Source organism: Roseibium marinum (assembly GCF_002906165.1).
Lineage (GTDB): Bacteria > Pseudomonadota > Alphaproteobacteria > Rhizobiales > Stappiaceae > Roseibium > Roseibium marinum.
The window spans coordinates 1,076,554-1,101,591 of the sequence record NZ_PPCN01000001.1; the positions used below are offsets into that span (position 1 = coordinate 1,076,554).

Below are 25,038 nucleotides of genomic sequence, written 5' to 3' on the forward strand. Positions count from 1 at the left end.
CTCCCTGCAAGGAGCATTCCTCCCCGCCTTGCAGGGAGTTTTTTTGTGAAGCCGGGTCAAACCCGTCAGCATTCGGGCATTATCGCTCGTCCGCCATCCGCTTCGCGGCCCGCATGACCGTTTCGAGCTGATTGAGAAAGCGCGACCTGTCCGCCTTGCCGAAGGCCGGACCGCTTTCGCGAATTTCGCCGGTTTCGCGCAAATGCGTATTGAGGTCGCGCATGGCGAGCCGCATGCCGATCGCATCCTCGCGGAACGGCTTGCCGGTGTGCGAAAGCACCAGGGCGCCGGCCTTGACGCAACGCGCGGCGAGCGGAACGTCGGCGGTGATCACCACATCGCCCTTTCCGGCGCGCTCCGCGATCCAGTTGTCGGCCTCGTCCGGTCCTTCCGCGACCACCACGCGTTCGATCAGGTCTCCCTCGGGCAGGCGCATCCAGCTGTTGGAGACGAACCTGATCGGTGTCCCGTGCCGCTCCCCCACCCGGACCGCTTCGTCCTTCACCGGGCAGGCGTCCGCGTCCACGTAAAGCACCGTCATTACTCCGGCTCTCCCTTGCTGTTCTTCAGATAGGCGGAGAGGCTCTGCGCCGCCCGGTGCCCCATGGCAAAACACGCCTGCAGCAGATAGCCGCCTGTCGGCGCTTCCCAGTCCAGCATCTCTCCGGCGGCAAAGACGCCGGGGAGCTTCCTGAGCATCAGGCCTTCGTCGACCTCATCCAGACGTATGCCGCCGGCGGAGGAGATCGCCCGGTCGATCCCGTAGGGCGCTTCGCATGCGACTGGAACCGCCTTTATCCTCGCGGCAAGCTCGTCAGGATCCTGCGGTATCGGTCCCGCTTCCCTTAAAAGCGCCTGTTCCACCGGATTGAGTTTCACCGTCTTTTTCAGGTAGGTTGAAACCGTTTGCTTGCCCCTGGGCCGGGAAAGCCTGCGGGCAAGCGCCGCGGCGGTCTTGGCCGGTCGAAGGTCGATATGCAGCAGCGCGGAGCCTTCAGTCTCGATCGTCTCGCGTATTTCCGTCGAAAGGGTATAAATCGCACCGCCTTCCATCCCGCTTTGGGAAATCAGGGCTTCGCCAGTGACGGATCTTTCGCCGTGACGCAATCCGATGCGCTTCAGCGGCGTGCCGGCAAAACGTTCTTTCATCACCGGGCTCCAGGAAACCCGGAACCCGCAATTTGCGGGCCGGAACGGGGATACCCCGATCCCCCGGCTTTCCAGAATAGGAACCCAGGCAGCATTGGACCCGAGCTTCGGCCAGCTTGCCCCGCCAAGCGCCAGCAGGGTTGCCCGGGCGGGAAAGCTTTCCGGCTGTCCACCCTCGGGCTGGATCATTGCGGTCCCGTCGTCGGAAAATCCGGTGAACGTATGCCGCGTCAGCAGTCGCGCGTCGTTCTTCTCCAGCCGGCGCAACCACGCCCGCAGCAGGGGCGAGGCCTTCATCGAAGCGGGGAAAACCCGGCCGCTGCTGCCGGTGAATGTCTCCTGCCCCAGCCCGTGGCACCATTCCTTCAGGGCCTCGGGTGGAAAATCACCGATCATCGGCGACAGGAAGGCCTCCGCCTGCCGGTAGCGGCTGAGCAAGGCGGAAAGGTCCTCGCTGTGGGTAAGGTTCAGGCCGCCGCGGCCGGCCATCAGGAATTTGCGGGCCGGGGAGGGCATGCGGTCAACCATTGTGACGGCAAAACCTTCCGCGGCCAGAAGGTCCGCCGCGAATAGCCCAGCCGGGCCGGCACCGATTATCAGGACATCAAGCATGGCGCTTTATAAATCAGCCCCAATGCAAAACGCCACCGTTGAATTCGAACCAGTCAAAATATCCGTGGATCCAAGACTTAAGACGACAAGATTAAAGTTTGTTTTTTTTTGAAAGTATTTGTTATCGGTCATATGAGACTATATTTTGAAGGTTGAGGCGAGGTGATGTGCACCACCTGTTTTGCTTCGCCAAATAGAGGAGACCGGGTATGGAAAAGACCACGGACCTGATCGTTGTTGCGGACCCGGATCAGGGCGTTCAGGCAGGCTTCAAACGCCTGTTTGGGGAACACCTGAAAGTCGTCTGCTTTGCGGAGTCCGAAGAGGCGCTGCTGTTTCTCAAGCAGAACACCGGAACCGCCGTCATCTTTTCCTGCTATAACCTGCCCGGTCGGGGAGGCCCCGCGTTTTTGTGTGCTTGCGAAACCCTAGTTCCCCAGGCCGCCAGAGTGATGCTGACGCGCGAAGGCTCCGCCGAGGCGATCAAGAAAGCGCTGAACGAAGGCCACGTTTTCCTGTTTCTGCAAAAGCCCTGCAAGCAGGCGGAACTGATAACCGCCGTGGAAACTGCGCTTGGCCATCACCAGCATCTGGCCAAGGACCGGGCGTTGCTGGAGCGCACGCTCGCCGGTTCGATCAAGTTGCTGATCGACATGATGGCCCTGTTTCATCCCGAAGCCTTCCGGCGCACGGCCACCGTGCGCAAGCAGGCGCTTAAACTGGCCAAAAGTCTCGGCATGAAGAAGACCTGGGAACTGGAAATGGCGGTGATGCTGTCTCCGCTCGGCGAGGCGTTGCTGCCGAAACAGATCCTGTCCCGCTACCGTGCCGCCCGCAGCTTGACGGAACAGGAACGGGACATCCTCAACAAGTCTCCTGCCCAGACCCGCGAACTTTTGACCAACATTCCGCAGCTTGAAAAAGTCTCGGAATATCTGTACCTGTCCGCGCGCGGCTATGACGGGTCCGGTTTTCCCAAGGACGGACCGAAGGGAATGGATATCCCGAGGGTCGCCCGTATCATCAAGCTCCTGACCGATCTCTGGTACGCGAGCCCGGAGAACGGTCCGGATGCCGCCGCGTTCGACGCCCTGACGATCAACAAGCGCAAATACGATCCCGAACTGCTGGAAATTGCGAAAGAGTTGCTGATGGACGATGTGCCGGAGGACAAGAAGAAGTTTGTCACCCAGTGCCACATCCGTTCGCTCAAGCCGGGCGATATCCTGATCGACGACGCCCTGACGGAAGGCAACCGGGAACTCGTCCTGTCTCGCGGGCACATGCTGACCCCGACGACCATCCGGCGTCTGGAGCACTTCCATCAGACCACGGGCGTGCGCCAGCCGATCCGCGTGGAACGCCACCGGGCGTCCGAAGAGGCTCTGGCCACCACGGCATGAGGACTACCGGCCGGAACACCGCGGCATGTGCGTGGAATTCTCAACACCTGGAACATCTTGAGATTGATCAGCGTTTGTCCGAAAGCTCGGCCTCGTAGGCTTTCGCCACTCGCAGGAACCGGGCATGGGCATAGTTCACGGAAAGGATGAAGCCCCACCAGCCGTATTTCCGGTATCTGCGTGCGAAATAGGCCTTGAGGAAACTGGCCGGAAACTCGGTCAGCAAGCGCCAGCGTGGCAGTTTGCGGCCACGCGAGCGCATGTCCTTTACCTGCATGCCGGAATAGCGATTGTATTTGCTGACCTGGAAATCGAGCGAGCGGATCGAACGGTGCGCCACGATGCCGGCAAGGCTGGCGATTGTCGCGCTTTCGCCGGGGCGGACCGTGTCATGGACGGTCGAGGTGGAGAACCGGCCCTTGCGCCGGTCATAGAGGCGGATCTGATGATAGCCGTAGGCCCAGGGGGCCGGCGCGCTTTCGTGGGCGTACATGTCCCGGATCATGATGCGCCAGCCATCGGCTTCCCTGTAGCTTCCATCGGCGAATTTCGCCTGGATTTCGGCTTTCAGCTCCGGCGTGACTTCTTCATCCGCATCCAGGTTTAACAGCCAGTCGTTGCCGCACTGGTCCTCGCCGAACCGTTTCTGCGGACCGTATCCGGGCCAGTCATTGTGAAGGACCCGGGCTCCGAGACGTTCGGCGACCGCAACGGTGTCGTCGGTGGAGCCGCTGTCTATGACAATGACCTCGTCGGCCCAGCCGGTCACGCTTTCAATCGGCCGGGAGATCCGGTCGGCTTCGTCCCTGGCGATAATGAAAACGGATAGTGGCAGGCGGTCAGTCATCTTGTATCCGGCGCTGATCTGTCTGAGCCGGAAAACGCCCGGCACGCCTGTTTAGAGCGTCAGGTGTAAATTTGGAACTATTTGATGGCGCAAAGCAGTTCATTCGGCGATGCGGTGCATCGGGCAAGCGGCGCAAAGCTGCCGATGGGCTGCTTTCCGCCACCCGACGGGCCGGGCTCTTTTGCCCGCTGACGCCGTTGGGTCGCGCTTGTAGTGGTTTAGCCGTGCCGGGGCATCTTTTGAAGAGTGGAATTCAGCCTTTCACCCGGGCGAAGACCGCGTCGAGGCCTTTCAGGGAGATTTCGGAACCGCTGGCGGTCCCGGTGAAACCCGGCGCGTTCAGGCTTTCCAGATCGAGGCCGGACAGGCTGAATGTTGCCGGGGTGTTGCCCAGATTGAACGCGCACAGCACGGTTTCACCCTGAAAGGACCGGGTGAAGACCAGTGTCTCGCCGGGGCTGTCGAGAAAGGCCATGTCGCCTTTCCTGAGTGCTGTCTTGCGCTGCCGCCAAGCGAAAAAAGCGCGATTGCGGTTCAGGACGGACTGTTCGTCCTTGTCCTGTTCGAAGACGGCCCGGTCCCGATGTTCCGGCGCCACGGGCAGCCAGGGGTCCGCGTCGGAAAAACCTGCATGGGCATTGTCCCTGACCCAGGGCATTGGCGTGCGGCAGCCGTCCCGGCCCTTGTAGTCCGGCCAGAAGCGGATGCCATACGGGTCCTGCAGCTTCTCGAAGGGAACCTCAGCCTGGGTAAGCCCGAGTTCTTCACCCTGATAAAGGCAGGGCGTGCCGCGCAGCGAGGCGCAGAGCGCGGTTGCCAGCGGCGCGAATTTCGTCAGGTCGAGGCCGTTGCCCCAGCGGCTGGCCACCCGTTTGACATCGTGGTTGGACAGCGCCCAGCTCGCCCAGCCGGAGCCGATGCCGGCATTCATGTCTTCGACGGTCCGGCGGATATAGGCGGCCGAATGCTGCGGTGTCAGCAGGTCGAAACTGTAGGCCATGTGAATGCGTCTGTCCGCTTCCGTGTAGGATGCGGTCAACTCGGCGGCCTGCCCGTCCGCGCCGATCTCGCCGACCGACGTTGTCCCCGGATACTGGTCGAGCAGCGCCCGCAGCCTTTCCAGGAAGAGCAGGTTCTCCGGCCGGGTCTTGTCGTAGAGATGGTCCTGGTAGCCATAGGGATTGCTGGCTTCGACAGTGGAAGGCGTTTCGCCGGCGCCGAGCGGCGGATTGTCCCGCAGCAGCGCATCATGGAAATAGAAATTCACCGTGTCGAGGCGGAAGCCGTCGACGCCACGCGCAAGCCAGAAACGCGCGGCTGCAAGCACCGCATTCTGCACATCGCGGTTATGGAAATTCAGATCCGGCTGGCTGGCCAGGAAATTATGCATGAAATACTGCCGGCGGCGGCTGTCCCATTCCCAGGCCGGACCGCCGAAGATGGACAGCCAGTTGGTGGGCGGGGTCCCGTCCGCCTTGGCGTCGGCCCACACGTACCAGTCGGCCTTCGGATTGTCCCTTGAGGAACGGCTCTCCCGGAACCAGGGGTGCTGGTCGGAGGTGTGCGAGATGACAAGGTCGATGATCACCTTCAGGCCGCGCTCATGGGCGGCGGCGAGCATGCGGTCGAAATCCGCCAGCGTGCCGAACAACGGGTCGACATCTTCATAATCGGAGACGTCGTAGCCGAAGTCATCCATGGGCGAGGTGAAAAACGGCGACAGCCAGATCGCGTCCACGCCAAGCGAGGTAATGTAATCCAGGCGTTCGGTCACGCCGTTGAGGTCGCCGGTCCCGTCTCCATTGGTGTCGTTAAAGGAACGCGGATAAATCTGGTAGATCACGGCACCGCGCCACCAGTCCGGGTCGTTGATTATTTTCTCCGGCATTTCAGCCTCTTGGCCCGTTTCGGCTTCTTCGAACATAACCCGTCTCCGTCCCGCGTCCCGATCAACTGTGTGCGCCCCGTTGCGAGGCGTTGCATACAGACTATTCCGTAGCGGAAATTGCAATTTCAAAGCGCTTTGAATGGCTATACGCGGGGCTCTGTGAGGTCAAGCGTCTCGAGGGAAAAATCATCCGCGAAAAAAGACAGGTGCCTTTTGCCGGAAGGAACCGGACCACAAAAAAACACCGGCCCTGCTGCGCAGGACCGGTGAAGCAAATAATAATCTCAAAAAACGAATTTGTCCGGAACGGCACCCTTCTACGCGTCACACGTGACAGGGATATGACCGAAATCCTGACCCTCACGGTTGCCGGAACCCAATCGTCCGCACGGCGGCGAAACCATGAAGCTGCACAAGATTTATATCATAAGCATATGAAATATATTATAAAAGTAAAAAGTTATTACGTTTAGGTAACTTTGGTCTTGCAATGCGGCACGGAAGCTGGAAATGTCCTTTCGAGCAAATATCAGGTGAAGTGGAGCCCTTGGGGCCAATCGGCACTCTGTTTCGGGTCGGCGATGCCGTCCGTGCCGTTGTCCCGGCTTCCCAGTGAATATTCGGGGCGTTTAGCCTGACCCCGCACTTCTATCTCGCGGAATAAAAACTTGGAGGAAATGTCATGACGGCAGCCATGGTGGGTTGGGCGCATCTGCCCTTCGGCAAGCACGCGGAAGAAACCGTTGAAAGCATGATCGTCAAGGTGGCGAGCGACGCCATACACGATGCAGGCATCGCGCCGGAAGATGTGGACGAAATCCTGCTCGGTCATTTCAACGCGGGCTTCTCGCCGCAGGACTTCACCGCGTCCCTCGTTCTTCAGGCGGATCCGGCGCTGCGGTTCAAGCCGGCTACACGCGTTGAAAATGCCTGCGCGACCGGTTCGGCCGCCGTCCACCAGGGTGTGCGCGCCATCGCATCGGGCGACGCGCGCTTCGTGCTCGTGGTCGGCGTCGAGCAGATGACCACCACGCCGGGCCCCGAAATCGGCAAAAACCTCCTGAAGGCTTCCTATCTCAAGGAAGAAGGCGATATCCCGGCCGGCTTCGCAGGTGTCTTCGGCAAGATCGCGGATGCCTATTTCCAGAAATACGGCGATCAGTCCGATGCCCTGGCGGGGATCGCCGCCAAGAACCACAGGAACGGTGTCGGCAATCCCTACGCGCAGATGCGCAAGGATCTGGGCTTCGAGTTCTGCCGCGCGGAAAGCGAGAAGAATCCGTTTGTGGCGGGTCCCCTGAAACGCACGGATTGTTCGCTTGTATCCGACGGCGCGGCGGCTCTGGTATTGACCGACCCGGCAACGGCGCTTGGTATGAAGAAGGCCGTTGCCTTCCGCGGCCTGGCCCATGTGCAGGACTTCCTGCCGATGTCCAAGCGTGACATCCTGAAATTCGAAGGCTGCTCCAGGGCCTGGGGCGAAGCCCTGGGCGATGCCAATCTGGCTCTGGAGGATCTCTCCTTCGTCGAAACCCATGACTGTTTCACCATCGCCGAGCTGATTGAATACGAAGCCATGGGTCTGACCAAGGAGGGTGAGGGCGCTCGCGCTGTGAAGGAAGGCTGGACCGGGATGGACGGCAAGCTGCCGGTGAACCCCTCCGGCGGCCTGAAGGCCAAGGGCCACCCGATCGGTGCGACCGGCGTCTCCATGCATGTCCTGACGGCGATGCAGCTCACGGGAACCGCTGGTGACATACAGGTCAAGAACCCTGAAATCGGCGGCATCTTCAACATGGGCGGCGCGGCGGTCGCCAACTATGTCTCCGTTCTGCAGGCGATGAAGTAAAATCCGGCGACCTTCCGGTCGATTGAACTCTGCGATGTAAAAAGGCCGGCTGACCGGCCTTTTTTCGTGGCTGGTTGAATGCATGTATTCTGCTTCCTGAAATCAGGTTCCGTTCGGTGCCCCGGTTCCCGTTGAAAGCGCGGGAAAAATGACAATCCTTAAAAGGTTGAAATCAAGAGTGGCTGCCATCATTGCGACCGTATTCGTCATGGTGACGGCATTGAGCCTGGGAACCATTCATCTCTGGAAGAGAACGCGGACCGTCTGCGCAATGGCGCGGAAACATTCGCCACGCACGGGATAATCCTGGCGCTCGCTCCGTGGAAGATGCAATTCGACGTTGTCCGGGTTCAGCAGTGGTTGAGCGATATTTCCGCAACGCGCGGACCGGACGGGCTGAACCATGGTTTCGATGTCGCCGCCGAATTCGTCGAACGATTTGAAGCGGACAGTAGCGCGGCCACCGCTCTTGCGGAAAAGCCGGGGTATTCAGACCTGTCCGGGAAGATCGTGGAGGGCAGTCCCATTTCCCTGCCTATTATATGACCTTCGCGAACCTCATCCTTGTTCTGATTGCCCTGGGCGTTGCGAGCCTGTTCATCATGCGCGCGGTTATTCCGCCGCTTGGTGCATTCGCAATGGCGGCCGGCTTTCCTGTTATTCCGCTGCTTCCGCCGCAGCCGCATAAAAATCCGGGTCCGTCAGTTCGGGCGGGGTGACCGGGGCTCCGCCGCCTTCGCCGACATAGGTATCGGCCACACCGTAGATGAAGACACCCCCTGCCTTGCGCCCGATAATGGCAACCCGTTCGATCAGCTGATGGTCGCCCGTCTCGCAATTGGCGTAGCTTGTATAGATTTCCTTGCCGCCCTCGGTGATTTTTTCCGAGCCGGAGGAGAAGCTGCCGTCTGAGCACGATTTTTGACTGTCGGCGACGACAAGGGACATCAGCTCCAGTTCGCTGGTGTAGCTGCCCAGTGCGAAAATATGCGCCACGATCGTGCGGGCTTCATCGGCGGCGACCGCGTGCAGGCCGTTGAGATCTTCCTCACGCTGGCCGTCCGGGATGAGTTTCAGACCGGAAAGCCCGGCACTGCCCATCAGGTTGAACAGAGCTTGAGTCGCTTCCACGGCCAGCTGCGGATCGGCCGCCGGGCTTGCGGGAGAGGCTGCCTGCGCCGGCGGAGTGCTGCCAAGCCCGCCGGGCGTATTCGCCACGACGGCATCCATGGCGGGCGCCGCGCCGAACCGCACCGAATTGCGCTCCACGCATTTGGCCATGCGCGCCATCAGCCGCGATGTGCCGGTCAGGCGGAATTCGTAATTATAGGAGCCGTCATTGACGTAAAGCGTCCGCCCCCGCCGGAAGCGGGTTATGATATAGCCGTCTTGCGGCATCTGCATGCGGGCGAGGTTGTTCGACGTTGCCTTGGCGACACCCTGCTGCCAGGCTCCCCTGTCGATGCGGTATTGAAGAGGAATATCGGCACCCGGTTTCATGGTCCAGTGCGGAGCGGAGAAGCCGATCGCCCAATTGTAGCCCGTGTCCACCTGCACATAGAGACTGATACCGCTGCGATAGTTGGCTGATGCGACGCAGGTGCTGAACAAACCGCTGTTGTCATCGGTATAGGCATGCCCGTTCCAGCCTCCCTGGCGGAAATTCTCCACCGAGGCTGCCCGTGCCTGTCCGGAACCGGCATCCGCAAGGCCGTATACCGCCAGCAAGCCGGCAACAGCCAGCAATCGAAATAGCCGCATCATATCCCCCCCGGATACCCTGTCGCGGCTGTCGGCCGCCGCCGCTCAATTCGGAAACTATGCGAATTACGCGTCGGCAGCAAGAAATCCGGAGGTTGTAAATGGACCTGTTCAGGTCCTGTCGCGGGCCGGCGTGGACGCTTTACTGAACCGCGTCCATCGCCCGGCTGAAGCCGGTAAGCGGCATTTCGATGGTCTGTCTGCGGTCGGCCGCGGGCGCAAAATCGATCTGCAGCGCTTCCCCCGCCTTCAGGGTGGCGATCATTTCCGGCGTCGCTTCGGTGGACAGAAAACAGCCTCGCTGGTCGCAGGTGCCGATCTCCAGTTCGCTTATCGGCTTTCCGTCAACGCCAAGCTTGATCTTGCCGGGCAGATAAAAACCGAGCGGAGCCTGGATGTGGAAAACCGGCGCCGCGTTGTTGGCGGGGAAGATGAGGTCGACCTTGAAAACCAGTTGACCGCTTTCCTTCATCCGTATGCTTTCGCTCGCCTCGCAAGTGAGAGCCTCCACTGATCTCGATGGACCGGCGCAACGCGTCTGCCAGAGAGTGTCCTCGCCTGCCTGCTGCGCGCAAACCGACTGTGCCACGGCAGATAGGCTGAAAGCCGCCGACAGAAGAATACCTGATTTGATGAATTGCATTCGACTTCGCTTTGTTCGTGCTGCGCGTCCGGTGAAACCGCGATCGGTCGTGAAGAATTCGCAACGTGCCGCGATGCCGGGTCCGAACGCCTGATCGCGGTTTTATTCGCAACTGGTGGAATGACGCAAGAAGGACGGGAATTGGAATTGGTCAAACCCTTCGTTGGGAAAAAACTATTCCGCTAATCCGCGAAGCTTTGAAATCCGGTGCCCGGCGCCCGGGAAGGCTGCCGACTACATTAAGTCCATCAAACTGGGATTGGAGACCCTGAAGATGGCTGGCAGCCGTGAAACAAAAGCGAAAGCACTGAAAAAGCCGGATGCCCGGCTGGACGTGTTTCCGGCGTTCATGAAAGTTGCCGGCCGAAAAGTGCTTGTCGCCGGTCATGGCGGCGAGGCGGCCGCCAAGGTTCGCCTGCTCGGCGAAACCAACGCGCGGATCGTCGTGGTCTCCCAAATGATCGAACCCGAACTGCGCGAAGCGATCGACCTCTTCGAGGCGGAACATATCGCCGAGGATTTCCGCCCGGTGCATCTCACCGGCGCCGCGCTGGTCTTTTCCGCCCGTGAGGACTGGGATCTCGACAAGGCCGTCGTCGATGCCGCCCGGATCATGGGCGTGCCGGTGAACGCGGTCGACAAGCCGGAGCTTTGCGATTTTTACACCGGCGCGCTGGTCAACCGCGCGCCGATCGCTGTCGCCATCACCTCGACCGGCGTCGGTCCGGTGCTCTCCCGCCACATCCGCGCCCGCATCGAGGCGATGTTGCCGCGCGCGACCGGCGACCTTGCCCGGCTTGCCGAAAGCTTCCGCGATGCCACCACGAAAGTGATCCGCGACGGGGCGCTGCGCCGGAACTTCTGGGCGCGGTTCTTTTCCGGCTCCGTTGCCGCCAATCTTTATGCCGGCAAGTCCGGCGCCGCCCGTTCGGAAGCGCAGCGGCTGCTCAACAGCATGGCCGGTGAGCCGGGCTTCGTCTGGCTGGTCGGGGCAGGTCCGGGAGCGGAAGATCTTCTGACCCTTCGGGCTCAGCGGCTGCTTCAGGAAGCGGATGTGATCGTTCACGATGCGCTGGTGCCGGCCGATGTGGTAGCCATGGGCCGCCGGGACGCAGAGCGCATTTCCGTCGGCAAGCGCAAGGGCGCGCACTCCGTGCCGCAATCGGAAATCTGCGGACTGCTTGTCAGGCTTGCCAGCGAAGGCCGCAAGGTCGTGCGCCTCAAATCCGGAGACCCTATGGTCTTTGGCCGCGCGGCGGAAGAAATGGAAGCGCTCCGCGCAGGCGGCATCGGCTTTGAAATTGTTCCCGGCGTCACAGCAGCCTTCGCCGCGGCAGCTTCGGCCCAGATCCCGCTGACGTTACGCGGTGTCGCCTCCAACCTCGTTTTTGCGACCGGTCACAATGCGAAATCCGAGACTCTGCCGGACTGGGCGGACCTTGCGCTTAAAGGCGCGACCGTCGCCGTCTATATGGGCCGCACCGTTGCCGCGGCCGTTGCGGGCCGGATGATGTCCGCCGGCCTGAGACCCGAAACCCCGGTGGCCGTCATCGAAAATGCCGCCCATCCGGACGAACGCCAATTCGCCGGAACCCTGTCTGAACTCGCGGTCCTTTCGGACCGCGCGGAAGTGGACGGGCCGGTTCTGATCGTGATCGGCGAGGCCGTCGGCCATGCCGCCCTTGACAAGGCTGAACCTCTGGCGCCGCACCGGGCGGTCCGGACGGCGGCCGCCTGAGATTTGAAGAGAGATCGCCATGAAAGTCATCACCGCCAACCGGCTTTTGAACGGCGACGTCGTCTGGCTCGCCGGGAACGGCAACTGGGTCGAGCGCATCACGCTTGCGAAGGCCTTCGAGGGCAAGGAAGCCGTGGCCGAAGCGCTGGCCCTGGGCATGGTGTCGAAGGACAGGCAGGAAGTCGTCGATGTTTACGAGATGGACGTGACGGTCGAGGACGGGGTCATCGTCCCTGTACGCCTGCGCGAAAAGATCCGCGCGACAGGTCCGACCACACATCCGGATCTGGGCAAGCAGGCCCAGGCCGTATCCGCTTAAACCGCAGACAGGAGCAGGGCAGCGCCCGGGTCACTGAAAGACACGAACGGCAGCGCCCGACAGGAGAGTTCAAACATGTACCGCTACGACGAATTTGACGCGAGCTTTGTCAGCCAGCGCACCGATCAGTTCAAGGATCAGGTCCGCCGGCGCCTGGCCGGCGAGCTATCCGAGGACGAGTTCAAGCCGCTGCGCCTGATGAACGGCCTCTATCTGCAGCTTCATGCCTATATGCTCCGGGTCGCCATTCCCTATGGCACGCTGAACGGCCGCCAGATGCGCAAGCTCGCCCATATCGCCCGCACCTACGACAAGGGCTACGGCCACTTCACCACCCGCCAGAACATCCAGTTCAACTGGCCGAGGCTGGAGGACACGCCGAAGATCCTGGAAGAGCTGGCGGAAGTCGAGATGCACGCCATCCAGACGTCGGGCAACTGCATTCGCAACGTGACCGCGGATCATTTCGCCGGTGCTGCCGCCGACGAGATCGCCGACCCGCGCCCCTACGCGGAAATCCTGCGCCAGTGGTCTTCTCTGCACCCGGAATTCTCGTTCCTGCCGCGCAAGTTCAAGATCGCCATCACCGGCGCGCCGCATGACCGCGCGGCGGTCCAGGTGCATGACATCGGCCTGCAGCTGACCCGCAACGACGCCGGCGAGACCGGTTTTGTCGTCTATGTCGGCGGAGGCCTCGGCCGCACTCCGATGATCGGCCGCAAGGTGCGTGAATTCCTGCCGGAAGAGGACCTTCTGGCCTATTCGGAAGCGATCCTGCGCGTCTACAACCGCTATGGCCGCCGCGACAACAAATTCAAGGCGCGCATCAAGATCCTGATGCACGAGACCGGCCTGGAAGAGCTGAAGGCGGATATCGAGCAGGAATTCGAAAAGATCCGCTTCGGCGTCCTGCTTCTGCCGGACGAGGAAGTCCGCCGCATCGAGGCTTATTTCGCGCCGCCGCCGCTTGAAGTCGGGTCCGCGACGTCAGCCGCTGTCGAAGCGCGTCGCGCGAGCGATGCCGCCTTCGCCCAGTTCGCCGCGCATAATCTCAATCCGCACCGGGTGCCGGGCTATACATCCGTGACCTTGTCGATGAAGCCGGTCGGCGGAATTCCCGGCGATGCGACCGATGCGCAGATGGACGCGATGGCCGACCTTGCAGAGCAGTACGGCCACGATGAAATCCGCATTTCCCATGAGCAGAATGTCATTCTGCCGCATGTGAAGCTGGACGACCTGCCCGCGTTGTACGACGGGCTGGTCGCGGCCGGCATCGCGGAAGGCAATGCCGGTCTCATCACCGACATCATCGCCTGTCCGGGTATGGATTTTTGCGCCCTGGCGACCGCCCGTTCCATTCCGGTGGCGCAGCGCATTTCCGAACGTTTCGGCGCGGCGGAACGCCAGGCGGAGATCGGCGAGCTGAAGATCAAGATCTCCGGCTGCATCAACGCCTGCGGCCACCACCATGTCGGCCACATCGGCATCCTCGGCCTGGAAAAGAAGGGTGAGGAATTCTATCAGGTGACGCTCGGCGGCTCCGCCAACGAAAACACCTCCATCGGCGAAATCGTCGGCCGGGGCTTTTCTTCCGAGGAAGTGGTCGATGCGGTCGAAAAGCTGGTCGATACCTATCTCGGCCTGCGTTCGGGCAAAGAGGAAACCTTCCTGGCGGCTTATCGCCGGCTCGGGGAGGAGCCTTTCAAGGAGGCCTTATATGGCGCTGCATGAGACATTCAGCCTGGGCGTCGATCCCGAGCTCGGGCTGCAGGCGGAAGTCGCTGCTCTCAACGCCCAGTTCGAGGGCGCGAGTGCGCATGAAATCCTTCGAACCGCCATCCGGCACCAGTTCGCCGGCGGCATCGCCATGGTTTCAAGCTTCGGCGCGGATTCCGCGGTGCTGCTGCACATGGTCGCCCGGATCGATCCATCCACGCCGGTACTGTTCGTCGACACGGTGAAGCTGTTCCCGGCAACGATCCTTTACCGCGACCAGCTCATCGAAAAGCTCGACCTCACGAACGTGCGGACGCAGAAGCCGGATAGCGAGGATCTGGCCGCGAACGACCCCGCAGGCATGCTGTGGATGAGCGACACCGACGCCTGTTGCCATATCCGCAAGGTGGTTCCCCTGGCCAATGCGCTGAAGGGTTTCGAAGCCTGGATATCCGGGCGTAAACGCTACCAGAGCGCCACACGGGCCGATCTCGATTATTTCGAGATCGACGATGGCCGCGTGAAGGTCAATCCGCTCGCGGACTGGACGGCCGGTGACATTCTCGATTATGCCAAGACTCACGATCTGCCGCCGCATCCGCTGGTTGCCCAGGGCTACCCTTCCATCGGCTGCCTGCCCTGCACCAGCAAGGTCGCGCCGGGAGAGGATCCGCGCGCCGGACGCTGGCGCGGCCAGGACAAGATCGAATGCGGTATTCACTGGCCCTCGCACGGCAAGGAAGTTGACGGCAGCGGCATCTGAGACGCCGTTGTGGCCAGTAAAAAGATGAACCCTTGAGAGGTATCCTGAAGGACCTCCGGAACGGACAAGAGCGGAATTGAGGACGCAAGGAATGGCAACGATTTACAAGGACGGCGCGTTCGTCGAGGAGAGCTGGGTCCGGGCCGACGCGGAGACCGGCGCGGCCGTGGAAGGCGATGCCCTGGTGCCGCTCTCGCTGTTTCTCGGCGCAGCGGAAACCTATCTCGCGCGCGGCGGCAGGACGGCTGTCATCGTCGAGGCCGGCGACGATGTCGAGGAGGTGTTGCCCTTTCTCGACCGTCTGGCGCTGGTCGCCGTGGACTTTCCGAGCTTTTCGGACGGACGCGGCTTTTCCGCGGCCCGCATCCTGCGTGAGCAGACCGGCTACAAGGGCGATATCCGCGCGATTGGCAAATATATCCTCGACCAGGTGCCGCTTGCCAGGCGCTGCGGGGTGTCTTCCTTCGAGATCTCCAAGCCGGAGGTTCTGAAGTCCCTGAAGGCGGGCGAATGGCCGGAAGTCACCAAATACCTGCAGCCGGTCGGCACTGTCGAGGAAGTCCCGGAAGGCACCCGCCCCTGGGCCCGCCGTTCCCTGCGCGACATCCCGGTCGCGGCGGAATAACCGGCTTTCCGGTCTGTCCTCCGCATTCCACCGTTCGCCAACCGCACTTCACACGCCGTCCCGGGCCTGATCGGAGACCTCTGTGATCCGCTTGACGTATTGGCCGGCTCAGGGCCGGGGCGGCGGGTTGGAATAGAGCGTGTTGCGCTCAAACGGTTTCCTGGTTTCAGGAAGACGCCCGAGGCAGCGTTTGCATTGCAAATGCGCTCAAGCGTCTTCTGAATTCAATTTAACGCATCATGCTCCAGGACGTCCCGTTTCCGGGGTTCGGAGCAAGATGAACGCGGACTGCCTTATTTGGATATCTGCGAAAGAAGGTCCGGATTCATCAGAAGATTGCGCACGCCGTGTGCGTGGTCTTCCTCAAATACATTGCCGCTCAGCCAGGTGCCGACGGAGGTGAGGTCGAGTTTCACGACTTGAGGCCGAACGCTCCAGGTCACCTGAAACGGCGACGCTTTTTCGTTATAGCCCGGACCGGTCGTGGAGCCGGCATAGACGACCGGAGCACCGAGATCATTCGGCAGGTTCGGAGCCTGGTACAGGCCGTCGATCGTCTCGACCTTTGCCATTTCAGCAAAGTCGGCCGCGCCCGGATCGTTGACCAGGACACCGACCACCGCTTCCACGCGCAATTGCGGATTGCTGATGGCATCGCTCAGACAGGTGCCCAGGGTCGGGCCGGGTTTCGCCTGTGCGGTCGAATAGACGAAATGGATTTCAATTGTGTCGCCGGGAACCAGGTCGCCATGCTCGCTGTCGCCGATCTTCTTGTCGACCGGGGCAAGTTCGGCGTCGGTCAGTTTGTCATTGTACTTGAAGCCCGTGCCGTAGCCATGCCCGTCCCCATTGCCGGCGTAGGTCGTGAAGTCGCCACCCTTGTGCTCGGCGTTTTCATGGAAATGGATATCGCACAGGGTCATTGCCGGATAGGCCGGGGCCGCGCCAAAAGCACGATGGTTGCTACCCGCGGTGGCGTCGATGTCCCGGGGCGATTGCGGCCCGAAACCGCCGTCCTTGGTTGCCGCGGCCAGTGCCGCGCGCTGTTCGGCGATAACCGCGTCGGAAACGGCTCCTTCGGCGGCCATCGCGGCGCTGCTGAAAAGACCGGCGGCCAGTACTGTCGATGCAAGCACATATTTCATTCCAGACATCGTTCGTCTCCATAAGTTTGTCGATACTGACCGTACAATCGAGCAAGCGCAGTTCTGGTTGAGGTTGGAATGATGCGGGGTGCAAATGGCGGTCACAAAAGCCCGTTGGCGGGCTGCCGTTACCGATGAAATCAACCGCCGGCACGATCCTTCCCCCGGCGCACGGAACCCGAGGTTGTGCCCGATGTCAAGGTATGGCAGCGGCAATATCATGTTTGCAGTCAACAAGATATGAAAGCCTCCTGATAGTTTCGACAGGTACGGGAAAGGCAGGTGGCGGGTGAAAGCCCTCAGCTTGAACCGGTGAAGTCATCCGGGTTTCATTCAACTCCACATGGCTGCATCCCGTTTTCCGGAAACATCGGCAAGAGCAAGCTGAAAGTTTCAACCCGGATGAGAGCCGCGACGGACAGACGTTCGAAAAGGCGATTTCGAACGTTCCGGATCGTGTATCCGGGCGCATTTCCAGCCGCCGTCCCTCAAATGCCGGGTGTTGCCGCCATGAGCAGCAACGCATCCTTCATTGCATCAGGGACTTCAGACATGCCGGCTTATCCTTCCGTTCTTTCGCTTGTGGCGCTTCAGGCGGCGCTGCTTTTCACGCCCGTCGCGGCCGCCGCGCAGCAAACCGATCGAGGGGCGGGCCAAGGAGAGAACCGGGCAACGCGCCCGGCCGTTCGCACGCAGAGCGGGCAACAGATCCCCGCCGGGGCATTGGGGATTGCTCAAATCGATGCACCGCGCGTGGCAACGCTGCTGCAACTGCGGGGGATGACCGGACATGGCACCGTGACCTTGCGGGGCGCCATCTTGGGAGACGCCACCTTGCGGGGCGAAGGCGAAGAGGACTGCCTGTCGCTCCCCGTCCGCTTCGTTGCGGGCGATTTTGGCGGTGAGAACATCTCCGTTCAGGCGGCGGAGCCCATTCGGCTGATTATCCGCACGCAGCGCGTCGCCAGGACGCTGGCGGAAGGCGGCGACGTGGTCAGCGACATGTACCGTATCGCCACCCTTCCGGACGATCCCGACGCGGATATCGTCATTGAGAGCGGCCTTGGCGCCAGCCACGGCTTCGTCCTCAATCCGGGAAGCTCCGTTGCCGCGGACATTTTCGGCGCGAGCGTGCGTCATGTGACGTGCACGGAGCAATAGGACCGGCACGGCGTGGAACGTTCAGCGGGCTGTTCCCTCGGCCCGTCCCCTCGGCCCGTCTCCAATTTCGACCTCATCCTGAGGAAGGCCGAAGGCCTGTCTCGAAGGATGGGCCGCGAACACCTGAGCCATCCTTTGAGACGCGCGCAAGCGCGTTCCTCAGGATGAGGCGGAGTGCAGGCGTGCCCTGCGGGAACGGCTCTAGCCGTCCGCCCCCTTCGCGCGAAACCGGGACGGCGTTTGCCCGGTGATCCTGCGGAATTCCGTGTTGAAGCTCGATTTGCTGACAAAACCGGCCTCGAACATCACTTCGGTGATCGGCAGGGAGGTCTCCCGCAGGGTTTTCTGTGCGTGGCGAACGCGAAAGCCGTTGATGTAGCGGGAAAAATTCTCTCCGGTGACGCGATTGATCGCCGCCGAGACATCGCGCGCGGGTACCGACAGCCGCCGCGCCACCCGCGCAAGCGTCAGGTTGCTGTCCGTATAGATGTGTTTTTCGCTCATGAGCGCATCGAGCGCGCTCATCACCGCGCGGTCGCTGTCGCCCGGCTGTTCGTCGGCTTTGACCGCACCGTCCTTCCTGATCCCCGGCAACATCGAGGCGCCGACGAGGGCGGCGACAAAGACGAATGCCGTCAGAACGCCCGACATGCCGGTCAGGAATGTCATGATGAAGCCGTCCCCGGCCAGCAGGCTGGCCGCGACGATCAGGAGATCGGCGGCAACCATCATGCCGAGCAGGATGCATGTGCCATGGATCGCGAGCCGCAGGATGCGCATCGCGTTCGGCGCGACATGCACGAATTCATCCGCGTCGCAGAACAGCAGCCGCGCCATCCGGAAAAGATAGAAACTCGTGATGCCGAGGACGAAGACGTCCGCCGAGGCCGGGAAGTCCGCCAGCATGGCCAGTTGCACGAGGACGACCGGCGCGCCGTTGACAAGCAGCGTCCCGCGCCAGTTGGCCCCGCCGTCCTGGGTGAGCGCCGCGAAGCCGAGATAGGCCGAGGGCGCGACCATCACCGCCACGAACGGCTGCACCCGCGCCGCCCAGGCCGCGTCGAACGAAAGCCGAAACCCCAGCAGCACCCCGATGGCCGCCAGAGCCAGAAGAAACAGACAGAGAAAAAAGCGCGCCGCCCCCGTCAACCGCGCCTCCTGCGCCAGCGCGAAGGCGGCAATGGTCGTCAGGACACTGACCAGCCAGACAAACGGCACCGTGATCATGCTTTCCTCCCCCCGGAGCCCCTAGGACCGCTCCCGCCGTCCGTCTGTTCCGGTGTGTTCGAAAAACGGGGGCGGGTCAACTGTGGGGGGCTGGTACGAGGAGTTTACGGGGGGCGGAATGGGTGACCATGACCGACGTTCGGTCGTCGTTTGGAGGGATGACCGCTTTGAGTTTCAAGTCGGTCGTTCGCGTCATCAGATATGCTTCCCTGAACCGGACAATCGCATCAGGATTCCAGGTATGCGCACAAGCCGGCTTTCGTTGCGCTCTTGGCCCAGGTCTCGAAGGGTGGGTTCGCCCCTTGTTGCGGCTCGCATGAACGGCTGCTACCCCGATAAATTACCGCTGAAATTCTTCTTGCAGCCAATCGAGGAGCGCCTGGGTTTCCCTGTGATTGCCGGGCCTTATCCCGCGAAACACTGAAATTTCAGCCGGGCGCCTGACAACCTCTTCACAAGGCCGGATAAGCTTGCCTTCTTCCAAGAGGCTGCTCACGGTCCGTCTCCAACCCAAGGCGATGCCTTGGCCGGCGACAGAGGCCTGTAGCACCAGCGGGTAGTTGTCAAAAGTGATCGGATGTCCGTCTTGCCGAGAAGTCATGCCGACGGCGTCGAACCAGTCCGGCCAGTCCATCCAGTCCTGAGGGATAACCCTATGCGAGAGCAAGGGAAATTCATGCAAATCCGGTGGGTGAACTGGAAGCGTCACACCTTCCATCAAGTTCGGGGCGGCAACCGGGAAAATTTCGTCCGATACGGTGAAAGCCAGATGGGCACTGCCGGAAGCGCGACCGGATGTTTGGATGGCAACGTCAAAAAGCTCGGCGGCTTGGGTCAGAGGAGCCAATGAGCTGACGACGCGAACCTCGACACCGGGATGGCGCTCATGAAAGCGCGAGAGGCGCGGCATCAGCCAGTAAAAGGCCTCGCAAAGCTGACAGTGCAGAAGGAGCCCCTGGGGATGGCGAACGCCGCGAAGCTCTGCTGCTTCGGTTGCAATGTCGGTTAATGCAGCGCTGACGACGCGACCGAAGCGGCGTCCCTCCTCGGTGAGGAATACGGCCCGGTTACGTCGTTCGAAAAGACGGACACCCAGATAATCTTCGAGCGCGGCGACCTGTTTGCTGACGGCCGTCTGGGTCAGGCCAAGCTCGGTGGCCGCATCGGTAAAGCTCTCCAGGCGCGCTGCTGCTTCAAACGGACGGAGGCGCGTCAATGGTGGTAGGGCACGGGCTTTATAATCCATTCCAAAAACTCATGCATTTTTGCCAATTATTCGATTTTTTAACACGTTGCTATCTGCTTTCCATCTTTTATGGAATGGATTGTCTCACGTTTAAGCTCATTTGGCCCCGGCAAGCTCGGGGTCGCCGCTATTGTGGTCGCTGTCTTTTTACTTTCACTGTCCGACGTCTTGGTGAAAGACGCGGGTGAACGGTTCGGTCTTGGGCAGATCGTCTTCCTGAGGTCGCTCGTAGCCGGCGTTGTGATCGCCGGCGCAGTAATGGCAGTCTCAAATGAAAAGCGGTTCTCGCCCATGCGCCCGGCATGGGTGTGGGCACGCAGCCTCTGCCTCACAGCCATGTGGTTCTGCTACTACGCGGCTCTGCCGTCGATGTCCCTCTCTCTCGCGGCTGCGTGCTACTACTCTTCGCCGGCCTGGATGGCACTCCTTGCGCGGTTCGTTCTGAAGGAAGAGGTGAATGGCTTGCATTGGGTTGCGATCATGCTCACGCTTTCAGGCGTGTTACTCGTGACCAATCCAGCCGTCGGCAACCTGCCGCCAGCCACAGTTCTTCCCTTGATCGCGGCCTTTTTCTATGCTCTCGCGGCAATAATCACCCGAAGCCGTTGCCGGGACGAAGCACCCGCGATCATGGCGCTGAACCTGAATATCACCCTTGTGTTCACCAGCGGCATCTTCATCATAGGTCTTGCGCTGTTCGCGCAGGTAGGAACCGAAAGTTTCGTATCCGCGGTCTGGCCCACGTTAAGGCTTGAGGACTGGCTTTTGGCGACCCTGCTTGGCTTGCTGCTCGCCGTTATTGCGACTGCCGTCGCCCAGTCCTACAGGCTGGCACCCACGCCGGTCGTAGGCGTGTTCGACAACGCCTATCTTCTGTTCGCGGCATTGTGGAGTGCGGCCCTTTTTGACGAAATGCCCACCATACGGGAGGCAGGTGGAATGACGCTGATTGTGGCAGGCGCCATCCTTGTGACATGGAAAAAACCTTCAAGCGATGCCATGATCGCGGACGATTGACAGTGACCCAATAAACGCAGAAAAATTCTGGCCGGATATTTTCAAATTCATGCGTCACGCGTGAGACAGCAGCCGACCATCGAGAGAGAAAACATGAGATTGAAAATTCCACGACGGCTCAGCCGGTCAGCTGGGATGGCCAGGGGCTTGAGGCACGTCCGCAAACGTCCGGACGAAGTCCATTCTACCGAAGAGCGTCTATTACGACCCAGGGAACGAAGCTGAAAATGAACATCACGAACACCTCGTTTCGTTCGCGGAACGCCACCTGTCACCTTGGCCCAAACTTGTGAAAGCTCGACATGCCTCTTGAAAACTGGATCGCATTTACGGTCGCTTGCATCGTCCTGACACTTATTCCGGGACCCAGCGTTCTTCTTGTTGTCGGCCAGGCGCTGACCAGAGGTGAGAAAGCCGCGATGATGTGCGTTGCCGGAGATCTGATCGGCGGCCTCGTTTTGATGCTCCTGTCCTTCTTGGGAGTTGGCGCAGTCCTCGCGGCCTCCGCGCTCCTCTTTCAGGCGGTAAAGTGGATGGGCGTATTATATCTGGCATATCTTGGATGTCGCCAGATTGTCGATGCCCGAAAGGACATGTTTGAGTTGTCCGGATCCGGGAACACGTCCACAGGGTGGGGCAGTCTGTGCGCAGGAGCCGTTACGGCAGTCCTGAATCCCAAAGCGATTGTCTTCTACATGGCCTTTCTGGCGCAGTTCATAGACCCTGCCGGGAATCTTGTCCGGCAGATGACGATTTTAACCGCAACTTCGACCCTTGTGGTTGCAGTACTGCTCTCGGCTTACGCCGTCATCGCCATTCGTGCCCGTCAGGTATTCCAAAGCAGAGCGGCTAGGCAGAAGGTCGGCTATGCCGGAGGCACGTTTCTACTTGGCGGCAGCATATTGATAGCTGCTTCGCGGTAGATTTCAGGATAACGGCTGGTGCCAACGGCCTTCATTTTCACAATCAGAGCCATTCCGGGATTACTGGTGCAAGCATCACCGGAAGCAAATTTTCCATTGGCAACATTGAACTTGGAGCGTGAGTTCACAAAGCATGGGGCGAGTTTTGGAAACGTGGGCAAACCCGCCATTTACACACGCGTCGAATGACCGCTGTTGCTGTTCCGATCTCCAGAAGCCGCAACCCGCAATCGGGTCCCACTCACGACGGTCAGCGTAGCGTCACCAGGAGCCCGAAAAGTCCGCTTGGCAGCCGTTGGTGCGAAGCGCAGCGAACGGGTGACGGATGTGCGCCGCAAGCCGACTTGGGAATTCAAGCGATATAACTAGGGTCTGTGGACAATTAGGTTTGGGTCGCGGCACGAGCCGGATTTCGGTGTCCGAACAGGAGGAAAGTCCGCAGTGGTGCCCCCCACCACAAGGACTTTCCGACGCAGTCGGGACCGAAATCCGCCAAATCTCGACCAAATCCTTATTGTCCACAGATCCTAGCACCCAGCTCTCATCTTTGTTTTGTTGAGGCCACCAATTCAGCCCCGGAAAAAGTGGGTGAGGCCCTCAGTAGATCCCTGGAATCAATCGATAAAGCACGCGCTGCGCATAGTCTCGATAGCCCGGCAACTCTTCCTGTAGAGTCTCGTCTTCCAGTACGGTTCTGATCACCGCGATGATCAACGCCACCGCAGCCGGAATAAGTGTCCACAACGAGCCCAAGGCCAGCACAATACCAAGCAGTGGCAGAATATTTCCTGCATAGCCCGGATGCCGCACAATCCGGTATGGGCCGCTGTCACACACCACATGCCCGCGATCCGTCTGAATACGCACCACGCTCAAGAAAAAGCGGTTCTCCGCCAATGCCCACGCAGCGAAAGCGTATCCGAGCGAGATCAAGATGAAGCCGAGCACGATGAGCCATAACGGAAATTCGGGGGACCAGCCATAGCGGTGGTCTAGCCCTGCGACAATGACCATCGGGAACCCAATACTCAGCGCCATCAGCGGAGCAAGCACTTTGTCCCAAGCTTTCGCGCTTTGAAAATTCCCAATATTTTGTCGTTCGGCCATCAAGCCCGGATGCCGCTGTTCCGCCCAAATGCGCCCCCCTATGCCTGCGACAACGATCAGCAGGGAATAGATCCACGCCTGCCACCAACCGAAATCTCCTCCGCAGGCCAATAAAGCCAGTGGGATAGAGAGATACACCACAACTATACCGAGCCATTGGCGCAGGGGTTCTGTTTGAACCGCCTTATGACTAACCATCTTCGATGACATATCTTTCCCCCAAACTCACCCGACTTCTATTAAGCGCCCAATGAATGAAATTACCAGGCTGCGCGGCTTTTGGCGCAGGTCCAGTGGGATGCTCGGTTAGCCCAACCTAGCTAAGGGTGTCGAAGGAAAAAGCCCCACAAACTGAAGGTCGGCTAAGGCCGTGACTTTGGACCGGGATAAGCCGCTTGCTCACCCCGCTCTGCCTACCATGTGCTGCTGTTCGGAACTGCCCCATGATCTACCTTGAAAAACGAAACCCCATGGATTGGAGTGCGCGGGCCGCGGCTTCCTGTATAAGAGGCTTTCGAAGGCCAGACGGCACCCGAAACCGTTAGCCAGAGTGGACATTGAAGCGCTCACATCAGGGTCTCAGAAACGGTCGATAATTAAACTTGCCGTCCCTGACCGGGATGGGGTGGTTTTCAGATCGGCTGGTAAATCGCTATTTGCTCGTCCGTGAAGAGACCGTGCTTGACTAATTCTGCCTTCGCAGCGGCCGGGACACCGTCCGGTTTCGCCCGCTCGACGGCCCAAGGCGCCGCATTTTACTGAGGAGGGTATCAGGCGTTTCCGATCAATACGCCCGCGGCGAAGACCAGCGAGCCGCCGAGCACGACCTGGAAGGCGGCGCGCAGGAAGGGCGTCTCCATGAAGCGGTTCTGGATCCAGGCGATCGCCCACAGTTCCACGAAGACGACCATGGCGGCCACCGTCGTTGCGGTCCAGAATTGCGGGATCAGGTAGGGCAGGGCGTGGCCAAGTCCGCCGATGGCGGTCATGATGCCGGAGGCGAAACCGCGTTTGATCGGTGAGCCGCGGCCCGACAGAACACCGTCGTCATGGGCCGCTTCTGTGAACCCCATCGAGATGCCGGCGCCCACGGAAGCCGACAGGCCGACCAGAAAGGTCTGCCAGGTATCCTGGGTGGCGAAGGCGGCGGCGAAGATCGGGGCGAGCGTCGACACCGATCCGTCCATCAGGCCGGCCAGGCCGGGCTGCACATAGGTCAGGATGAACTGGCGGCGTTCGCTCTGGCGTTCGCCCTCGCGCACGTCCTCGGGCGTGTGCTGGCGGCCGAGCCGCTGCGCCAGGCTCTCGTGGCTCTTCTCGGCGGCGGCAAGATCGCCCAGAAGCTTGCGGGTGCCGGCGTCGGAAGTCCGCTTGGCGGCCTCGACATAGAAACGATAGGCCTGGTCCTCCATGGTCTCGGCCATGGAGCGGACCTTGTCGAGGCCCAGCGGGCGCACCAGCCAGTCGGGCTTGCGTTCGTAATAGCCGCGCACATGTTCGCGCCGTATCAGCGGGATCGTCTCGCCGAACCGGGCGCGGTGCTGGTCGATGAGGCGCTGACGGTGGGTGTTTTCCTCCCTGGCCATCTCCTCGAAGACCTTGGCGGATTGTGGATACTGCTCGCGCAAGCCGTCGGCATATGCGTTGTAGATCCGGGCGTCGTCTTCCTCTGAGGAAATCGCGAGCGCCAGGATCTCCTGCTCGGAAAGGGTCGAAAAATCCCGTTTCCCCAATCCGAAGAACCGTCCAAACATGCAGGGCCTCTTGTCGCAGCTTCCGTCTTGAGATTACCCCGGCGCCTTGCCGGTGGCCGCGCCCCTTCAAGGAAGGTCGCGGCTCCGTGACCCTGGCTGGAACCTCGCCGGGAATAGCGACAATCCACGAACGGGACCGGAT

General features: G+C 60.8%; 22 protein-coding genes. 11 read left to right on the plus strand and 11 right to left on the minus strand.

Features of this window, described 5'->3' with window-relative positions; translation table 11 throughout:
* Positions 1-79: 79 nt before the first annotated feature.
* On the minus strand, positions 80-541 hold the full coding sequence (locus CLV41_RS05105) for a YaiI/YqxD family protein (protein WP_103221124.1): 462 nt from the start codon (positions 539-541) through the stop codon (positions 80-82).
* Complete coding sequence (locus CLV41_RS05110; protein ID WP_103221125.1) at positions 541-1,761, minus strand: BaiN/RdsA family NAD(P)/FAD-dependent oxidoreductase; 1,221 nt, start codon at positions 1,759-1,761, stop codon at positions 541-543. Before CLV41_RS05110 ends, CLV41_RS05105 begins: the two co-directional genes overlap by 1 nt.
* 209 nt (positions 1,762-1,970) lie before the next feature.
* Between CLV41_RS05110 and CLV41_RS05115 the strand changes: the two genes are divergently transcribed.
* The gene (locus CLV41_RS05115; protein WP_103221126.1) at positions 1,971-3,164 is read left to right on the plus strand and encodes an HD domain-containing phosphohydrolase; all 1,194 of its coding nucleotides are present in this window, start codon (positions 1,971-1,973) and stop codon (positions 3,162-3,164) included.
* 67 nt (positions 3,165-3,231) lie between these two features.
* On the opposite strand, the gene CLV41_RS05120 is transcribed toward CLV41_RS05115, so the two are convergent.
* Both CLV41_RS05120 and CLV41_RS05125 read right to left on the minus strand, forming a co-directional pair.
* Positions 3,232-4,011, minus strand: a complete 780-nt coding sequence (locus CLV41_RS05120) for a glycosyltransferase family 2 protein (protein ID WP_103221554.1) — start codon at positions 4,009-4,011, stop codon at positions 3,232-3,234.
* Between the two features lie 253 nt (positions 4,012-4,264).
* Positions 4,265-5,899 (minus strand): alpha-glucosidase, encoded by a 1,635-nt coding sequence (locus CLV41_RS05125; protein ID WP_208987276.1) that lies wholly within the window; start codon positions 5,897-5,899, stop codon positions 4,265-4,267.
* A gap of 682 nt (positions 5,900-6,581) precedes the next feature.
* Here CLV41_RS05125 and CLV41_RS05130 point away from each other — a divergent pair.
* Together CLV41_RS05130 and CLV41_RS05135 are read left to right on the plus strand one after the other, a co-directional pair.
* The gene (locus CLV41_RS05130; protein ID WP_103221128.1) at positions 6,582-7,748 is read left to right on the plus strand and encodes an acetyl-CoA acetyltransferase; all 1,167 of its coding nucleotides are present in this window, start codon (positions 6,582-6,584) and stop codon (positions 7,746-7,748) included.
* A gap of 327 nt (positions 7,749-8,075) precedes the next feature.
* Positions 8,076-8,294: a hypothetical protein gene (locus CLV41_RS05135; protein WP_146048506.1), complete on the plus strand. Its 219-nt coding sequence runs from the start codon at positions 8,076-8,078 to the stop codon at positions 8,292-8,294.
* A 111-nt stretch (positions 8,295-8,405) separates the two neighbouring features.
* Here CLV41_RS05135 and CLV41_RS05140 read toward each other — a convergent pair whose 3' ends face one another.
* Positions 8,406-9,512: a hypothetical protein gene (locus CLV41_RS05140; protein ID WP_146048507.1), complete on the minus strand. Its 1,107-nt coding sequence runs from the start codon at positions 9,510-9,512 to the stop codon at positions 8,406-8,408.
* A 139-nt stretch (positions 9,513-9,651) separates the two neighbouring features.
* Positions 9,652-10,152, minus strand: a complete 501-nt coding sequence (locus CLV41_RS05145; protein WP_103221131.1) for an invasion associated locus B family protein — start codon at positions 10,150-10,152, stop codon at positions 9,652-9,654.
* A gap of 274 nt (positions 10,153-10,426) precedes the next feature.
* Here CLV41_RS05145 and cysG point away from each other — a divergent pair, with 274 nt between their 5' ends.
* From cysG to CLV41_RS05170, 5 genes are all read left to right on the plus strand, one after another.
* The gene (gene cysG / locus CLV41_RS05150; RefSeq protein WP_103221555.1) at positions 10,427-11,890 is read left to right on the plus strand and encodes a siroheme synthase CysG; all 1,464 of its coding nucleotides are present in this window, start codon (positions 10,427-10,429) and stop codon (positions 11,888-11,890) included.
* Between the two features lie 19 nt (positions 11,891-11,909).
* Positions 11,910-12,209: a DUF2849 domain-containing protein gene (locus CLV41_RS05155; RefSeq protein ID WP_103221132.1), complete on the plus strand. Its 300-nt coding sequence runs from the start codon at positions 11,910-11,912 to the stop codon at positions 12,207-12,209.
* A gap of 75 nt (positions 12,210-12,284) precedes the next feature.
* Entirely contained in the window at positions 12,285-13,943 is a 1,659-nt protein-coding gene (locus tag CLV41_RS05160; protein WP_103221133.1) for a nitrite/sulfite reductase, read from the plus strand.
* On the plus strand, positions 13,930-14,691 hold the full coding sequence (locus CLV41_RS05165; protein ID WP_103221134.1) for a phosphoadenylyl-sulfate reductase: 762 nt from the start codon (positions 13,930-13,932) through the stop codon (positions 14,689-14,691). Before CLV41_RS05160 ends, CLV41_RS05165 begins: the two co-directional genes overlap by 14 nt.
* A gap of 91 nt (positions 14,692-14,782) precedes the next feature.
* Positions 14,783-15,316, plus strand: coding sequence for a DUF934 domain-containing protein (locus tag CLV41_RS05170; protein ID WP_103221135.1), 534 nt, complete (start codon positions 14,783-14,785; stop codon positions 15,314-15,316).
* Positions 15,317-15,609: 293 nt separating this feature from the next.
* Here the strand turns inward: CLV41_RS05170 and CLV41_RS05175 are convergent, their stop codons facing one another.
* Entirely contained in the window at positions 15,610-16,470 is an 861-nt protein-coding gene (locus tag CLV41_RS05175) for a delta-class carbonic anhydrase (protein ID WP_103221136.1), read from the minus strand.
* Between the two features lie 501 nt (positions 16,471-16,971).
* Here CLV41_RS05175 and CLV41_RS05180 point away from each other — a divergent pair.
* Positions 16,972-17,622 (plus strand): hypothetical protein, encoded by a 651-nt coding sequence (locus tag CLV41_RS05180; protein ID WP_208987277.1) that lies wholly within the window; start codon positions 16,972-16,974, stop codon positions 17,620-17,622.
* A 201-nt stretch (positions 17,623-17,823) separates the two neighbouring features.
* Here the strand turns inward: CLV41_RS05180 and CLV41_RS05185 are convergent, their stop codons facing one another.
* The gene (locus CLV41_RS05185) at positions 17,824-18,849 is read right to left on the minus strand and encodes a helix-turn-helix domain-containing protein (protein ID WP_235867056.1); all 1,026 of its coding nucleotides are present in this window, start codon (positions 18,847-18,849) and stop codon (positions 17,824-17,826) included.
* A 340-nt stretch (positions 18,850-19,189) separates the two neighbouring features.
* On the minus strand, positions 19,190-20,095 hold the full coding sequence (locus CLV41_RS05190; protein ID WP_103221138.1) for a LysR substrate-binding domain-containing protein: 906 nt from the start codon (positions 20,093-20,095) through the stop codon (positions 19,190-19,192).
* Positions 20,096-20,164: 69 nt separating this feature from the next.
* Here CLV41_RS05190 and CLV41_RS05195 point away from each other — a divergent pair, with 69 nt between their 5' ends.
* Both CLV41_RS05195 and CLV41_RS05200 read left to right on the plus strand, forming a co-directional pair.
* Entirely contained in the window at positions 20,165-21,112 is a 948-nt protein-coding gene (locus tag CLV41_RS05195) for a DMT family transporter (RefSeq protein ID WP_103221139.1), read from the plus strand.
* 302 nt (positions 21,113-21,414) lie between these two features.
* Complete coding sequence (locus CLV41_RS05200; protein ID WP_103221140.1) at positions 21,415-22,035, plus strand: LysE family translocator; 621 nt, start codon at positions 21,415-21,417, stop codon at positions 22,033-22,035.
* Positions 22,036-22,632: 597 nt separating this feature from the next.
* On the opposite strand, the gene CLV41_RS05205 is transcribed toward CLV41_RS05200, so the two are convergent.
* Positions 22,633-23,352, minus strand: coding sequence for a methyltransferase family protein (locus tag CLV41_RS05205; RefSeq protein ID WP_103221141.1), 720 nt, complete (start codon positions 23,350-23,352; stop codon positions 22,633-22,635).
* A 560-nt stretch (positions 23,353-23,912) separates the two neighbouring features.
* Positions 23,913-24,896: an iron exporter MbfA gene (mbfA, locus tag CLV41_RS05210; protein WP_103221142.1), complete on the minus strand. Its 984-nt coding sequence runs from the start codon at positions 24,894-24,896 to the stop codon at positions 23,913-23,915.
* Positions 24,897-25,038 lie beyond the last annotated feature (142 nt).

Excerpts from the sequence above, each read along its gene's own strand:
- CLV41_RS05145 (WP_103221131.1), bottom strand. The coding sequence starts at position 10,152 with ATGCAATTCATCAAATCAGGTATTCTTCTGTCGGCGGCTTTCAGCCTA.
- CLV41_RS05110 (WP_103221125.1), bottom strand. The coding sequence starts at position 1,761 with ATGCTTGATGTCCTGATAATCGGTGCCGGCCCGGCTGGGCTATTCGCG.
- CLV41_RS05195 (WP_103221139.1), top strand. The coding sequence starts at position 20,165 with ATGGAATGGATTGTCTCACGTTTAAGCTCATTTGGCCCCGGCAAGCTC.
- CLV41_RS05205 (WP_103221141.1), bottom strand. The coding sequence starts at position 23,352 with ATGTCATCGAAGATGGTTAGTCATAAGGCGGTTCAAACAGAACCCCTG.
- CLV41_RS05185 (WP_235867056.1), bottom strand. The coding sequence starts at position 18,849 with ATGATCACGGTGCCGTTTGTCTGGCTGGTCAGTGTCCTGACGACCATT.
- CLV41_RS05170 (WP_103221135.1), top strand. The coding sequence starts at position 14,783 with ATGGCAACGATTTACAAGGACGGCGCGTTCGTCGAGGAGAGCTGGGTC.
- CLV41_RS05200 (WP_103221140.1), top strand. The coding sequence starts at position 21,415 with ATGCCTCTTGAAAACTGGATCGCATTTACGGTCGCTTGCATCGTCCTG.
- CLV41_RS05115 (WP_103221126.1), top strand. The coding sequence starts at position 1,971 with ATGGAAAAGACCACGGACCTGATCGTTGTTGCGGACCCGGATCAGGGC.
- CLV41_RS05180 (WP_208987277.1), top strand. The coding sequence starts at position 16,972 with ATGAGCAGCAACGCATCCTTCATTGCATCAGGGACTTCAGACATGCCG.
- CLV41_RS05190 (WP_103221138.1), bottom strand. The coding sequence starts at position 20,095 with ATGGATTATAAAGCCCGTGCCCTACCACCATTGACGCGCCTCCGTCCG.
- CLV41_RS05105 (WP_103221124.1), bottom strand. The coding sequence starts at position 541 with ATGACGGTGCTTTACGTGGACGCGGACGCCTGCCCGGTGAAGGACGAA.
- CLV41_RS05120 (WP_103221554.1), bottom strand. The coding sequence starts at position 4,011 with ATGACTGACCGCCTGCCACTATCCGTTTTCATTATCGCCAGGGACGAA.
- CLV41_RS05155 (WP_103221132.1), top strand. The coding sequence starts at position 11,910 with ATGAAAGTCATCACCGCCAACCGGCTTTTGAACGGCGACGTCGTCTGG.
- CLV41_RS05140 (WP_146048507.1), bottom strand. The coding sequence starts at position 9,512 with ATGATGCGGCTATTTCGATTGCTGGCTGTTGCCGGCTTGCTGGCGGTA.
- CLV41_RS05125 (WP_208987276.1), bottom strand. The coding sequence starts at position 5,899 with ATGCCGGAGAAAATAATCAACGACCCGGACTGGTGGCGCGGTGCCGTG.
- CLV41_RS05135 (WP_146048506.1), top strand. The coding sequence starts at position 8,076 with ATGCAATTCGACGTTGTCCGGGTTCAGCAGTGGTTGAGCGATATTTCC.
- mbfA (WP_103221142.1), bottom strand. The coding sequence starts at position 24,896 with ATGTTTGGACGGTTCTTCGGATTGGGGAAACGGGATTTTTCGACCCTT.
- cysG (WP_103221555.1), top strand. The coding sequence starts at position 10,427 with ATGGCTGGCAGCCGTGAAACAAAAGCGAAAGCACTGAAAAAGCCGGAT.
- CLV41_RS05130 (WP_103221128.1), top strand. The coding sequence starts at position 6,582 with ATGACGGCAGCCATGGTGGGTTGGGCGCATCTGCCCTTCGGCAAGCAC.
- CLV41_RS05165 (WP_103221134.1), top strand. The coding sequence starts at position 13,930 with ATGGCGCTGCATGAGACATTCAGCCTGGGCGTCGATCCCGAGCTCGGG.
- CLV41_RS05160 (WP_103221133.1), top strand. The coding sequence starts at position 12,285 with ATGTACCGCTACGACGAATTTGACGCGAGCTTTGTCAGCCAGCGCACC.
- CLV41_RS05175 (WP_103221136.1), bottom strand. The coding sequence starts at position 16,470 with ATGTCTGGAATGAAATATGTGCTTGCATCGACAGTACTGGCCGCCGGT.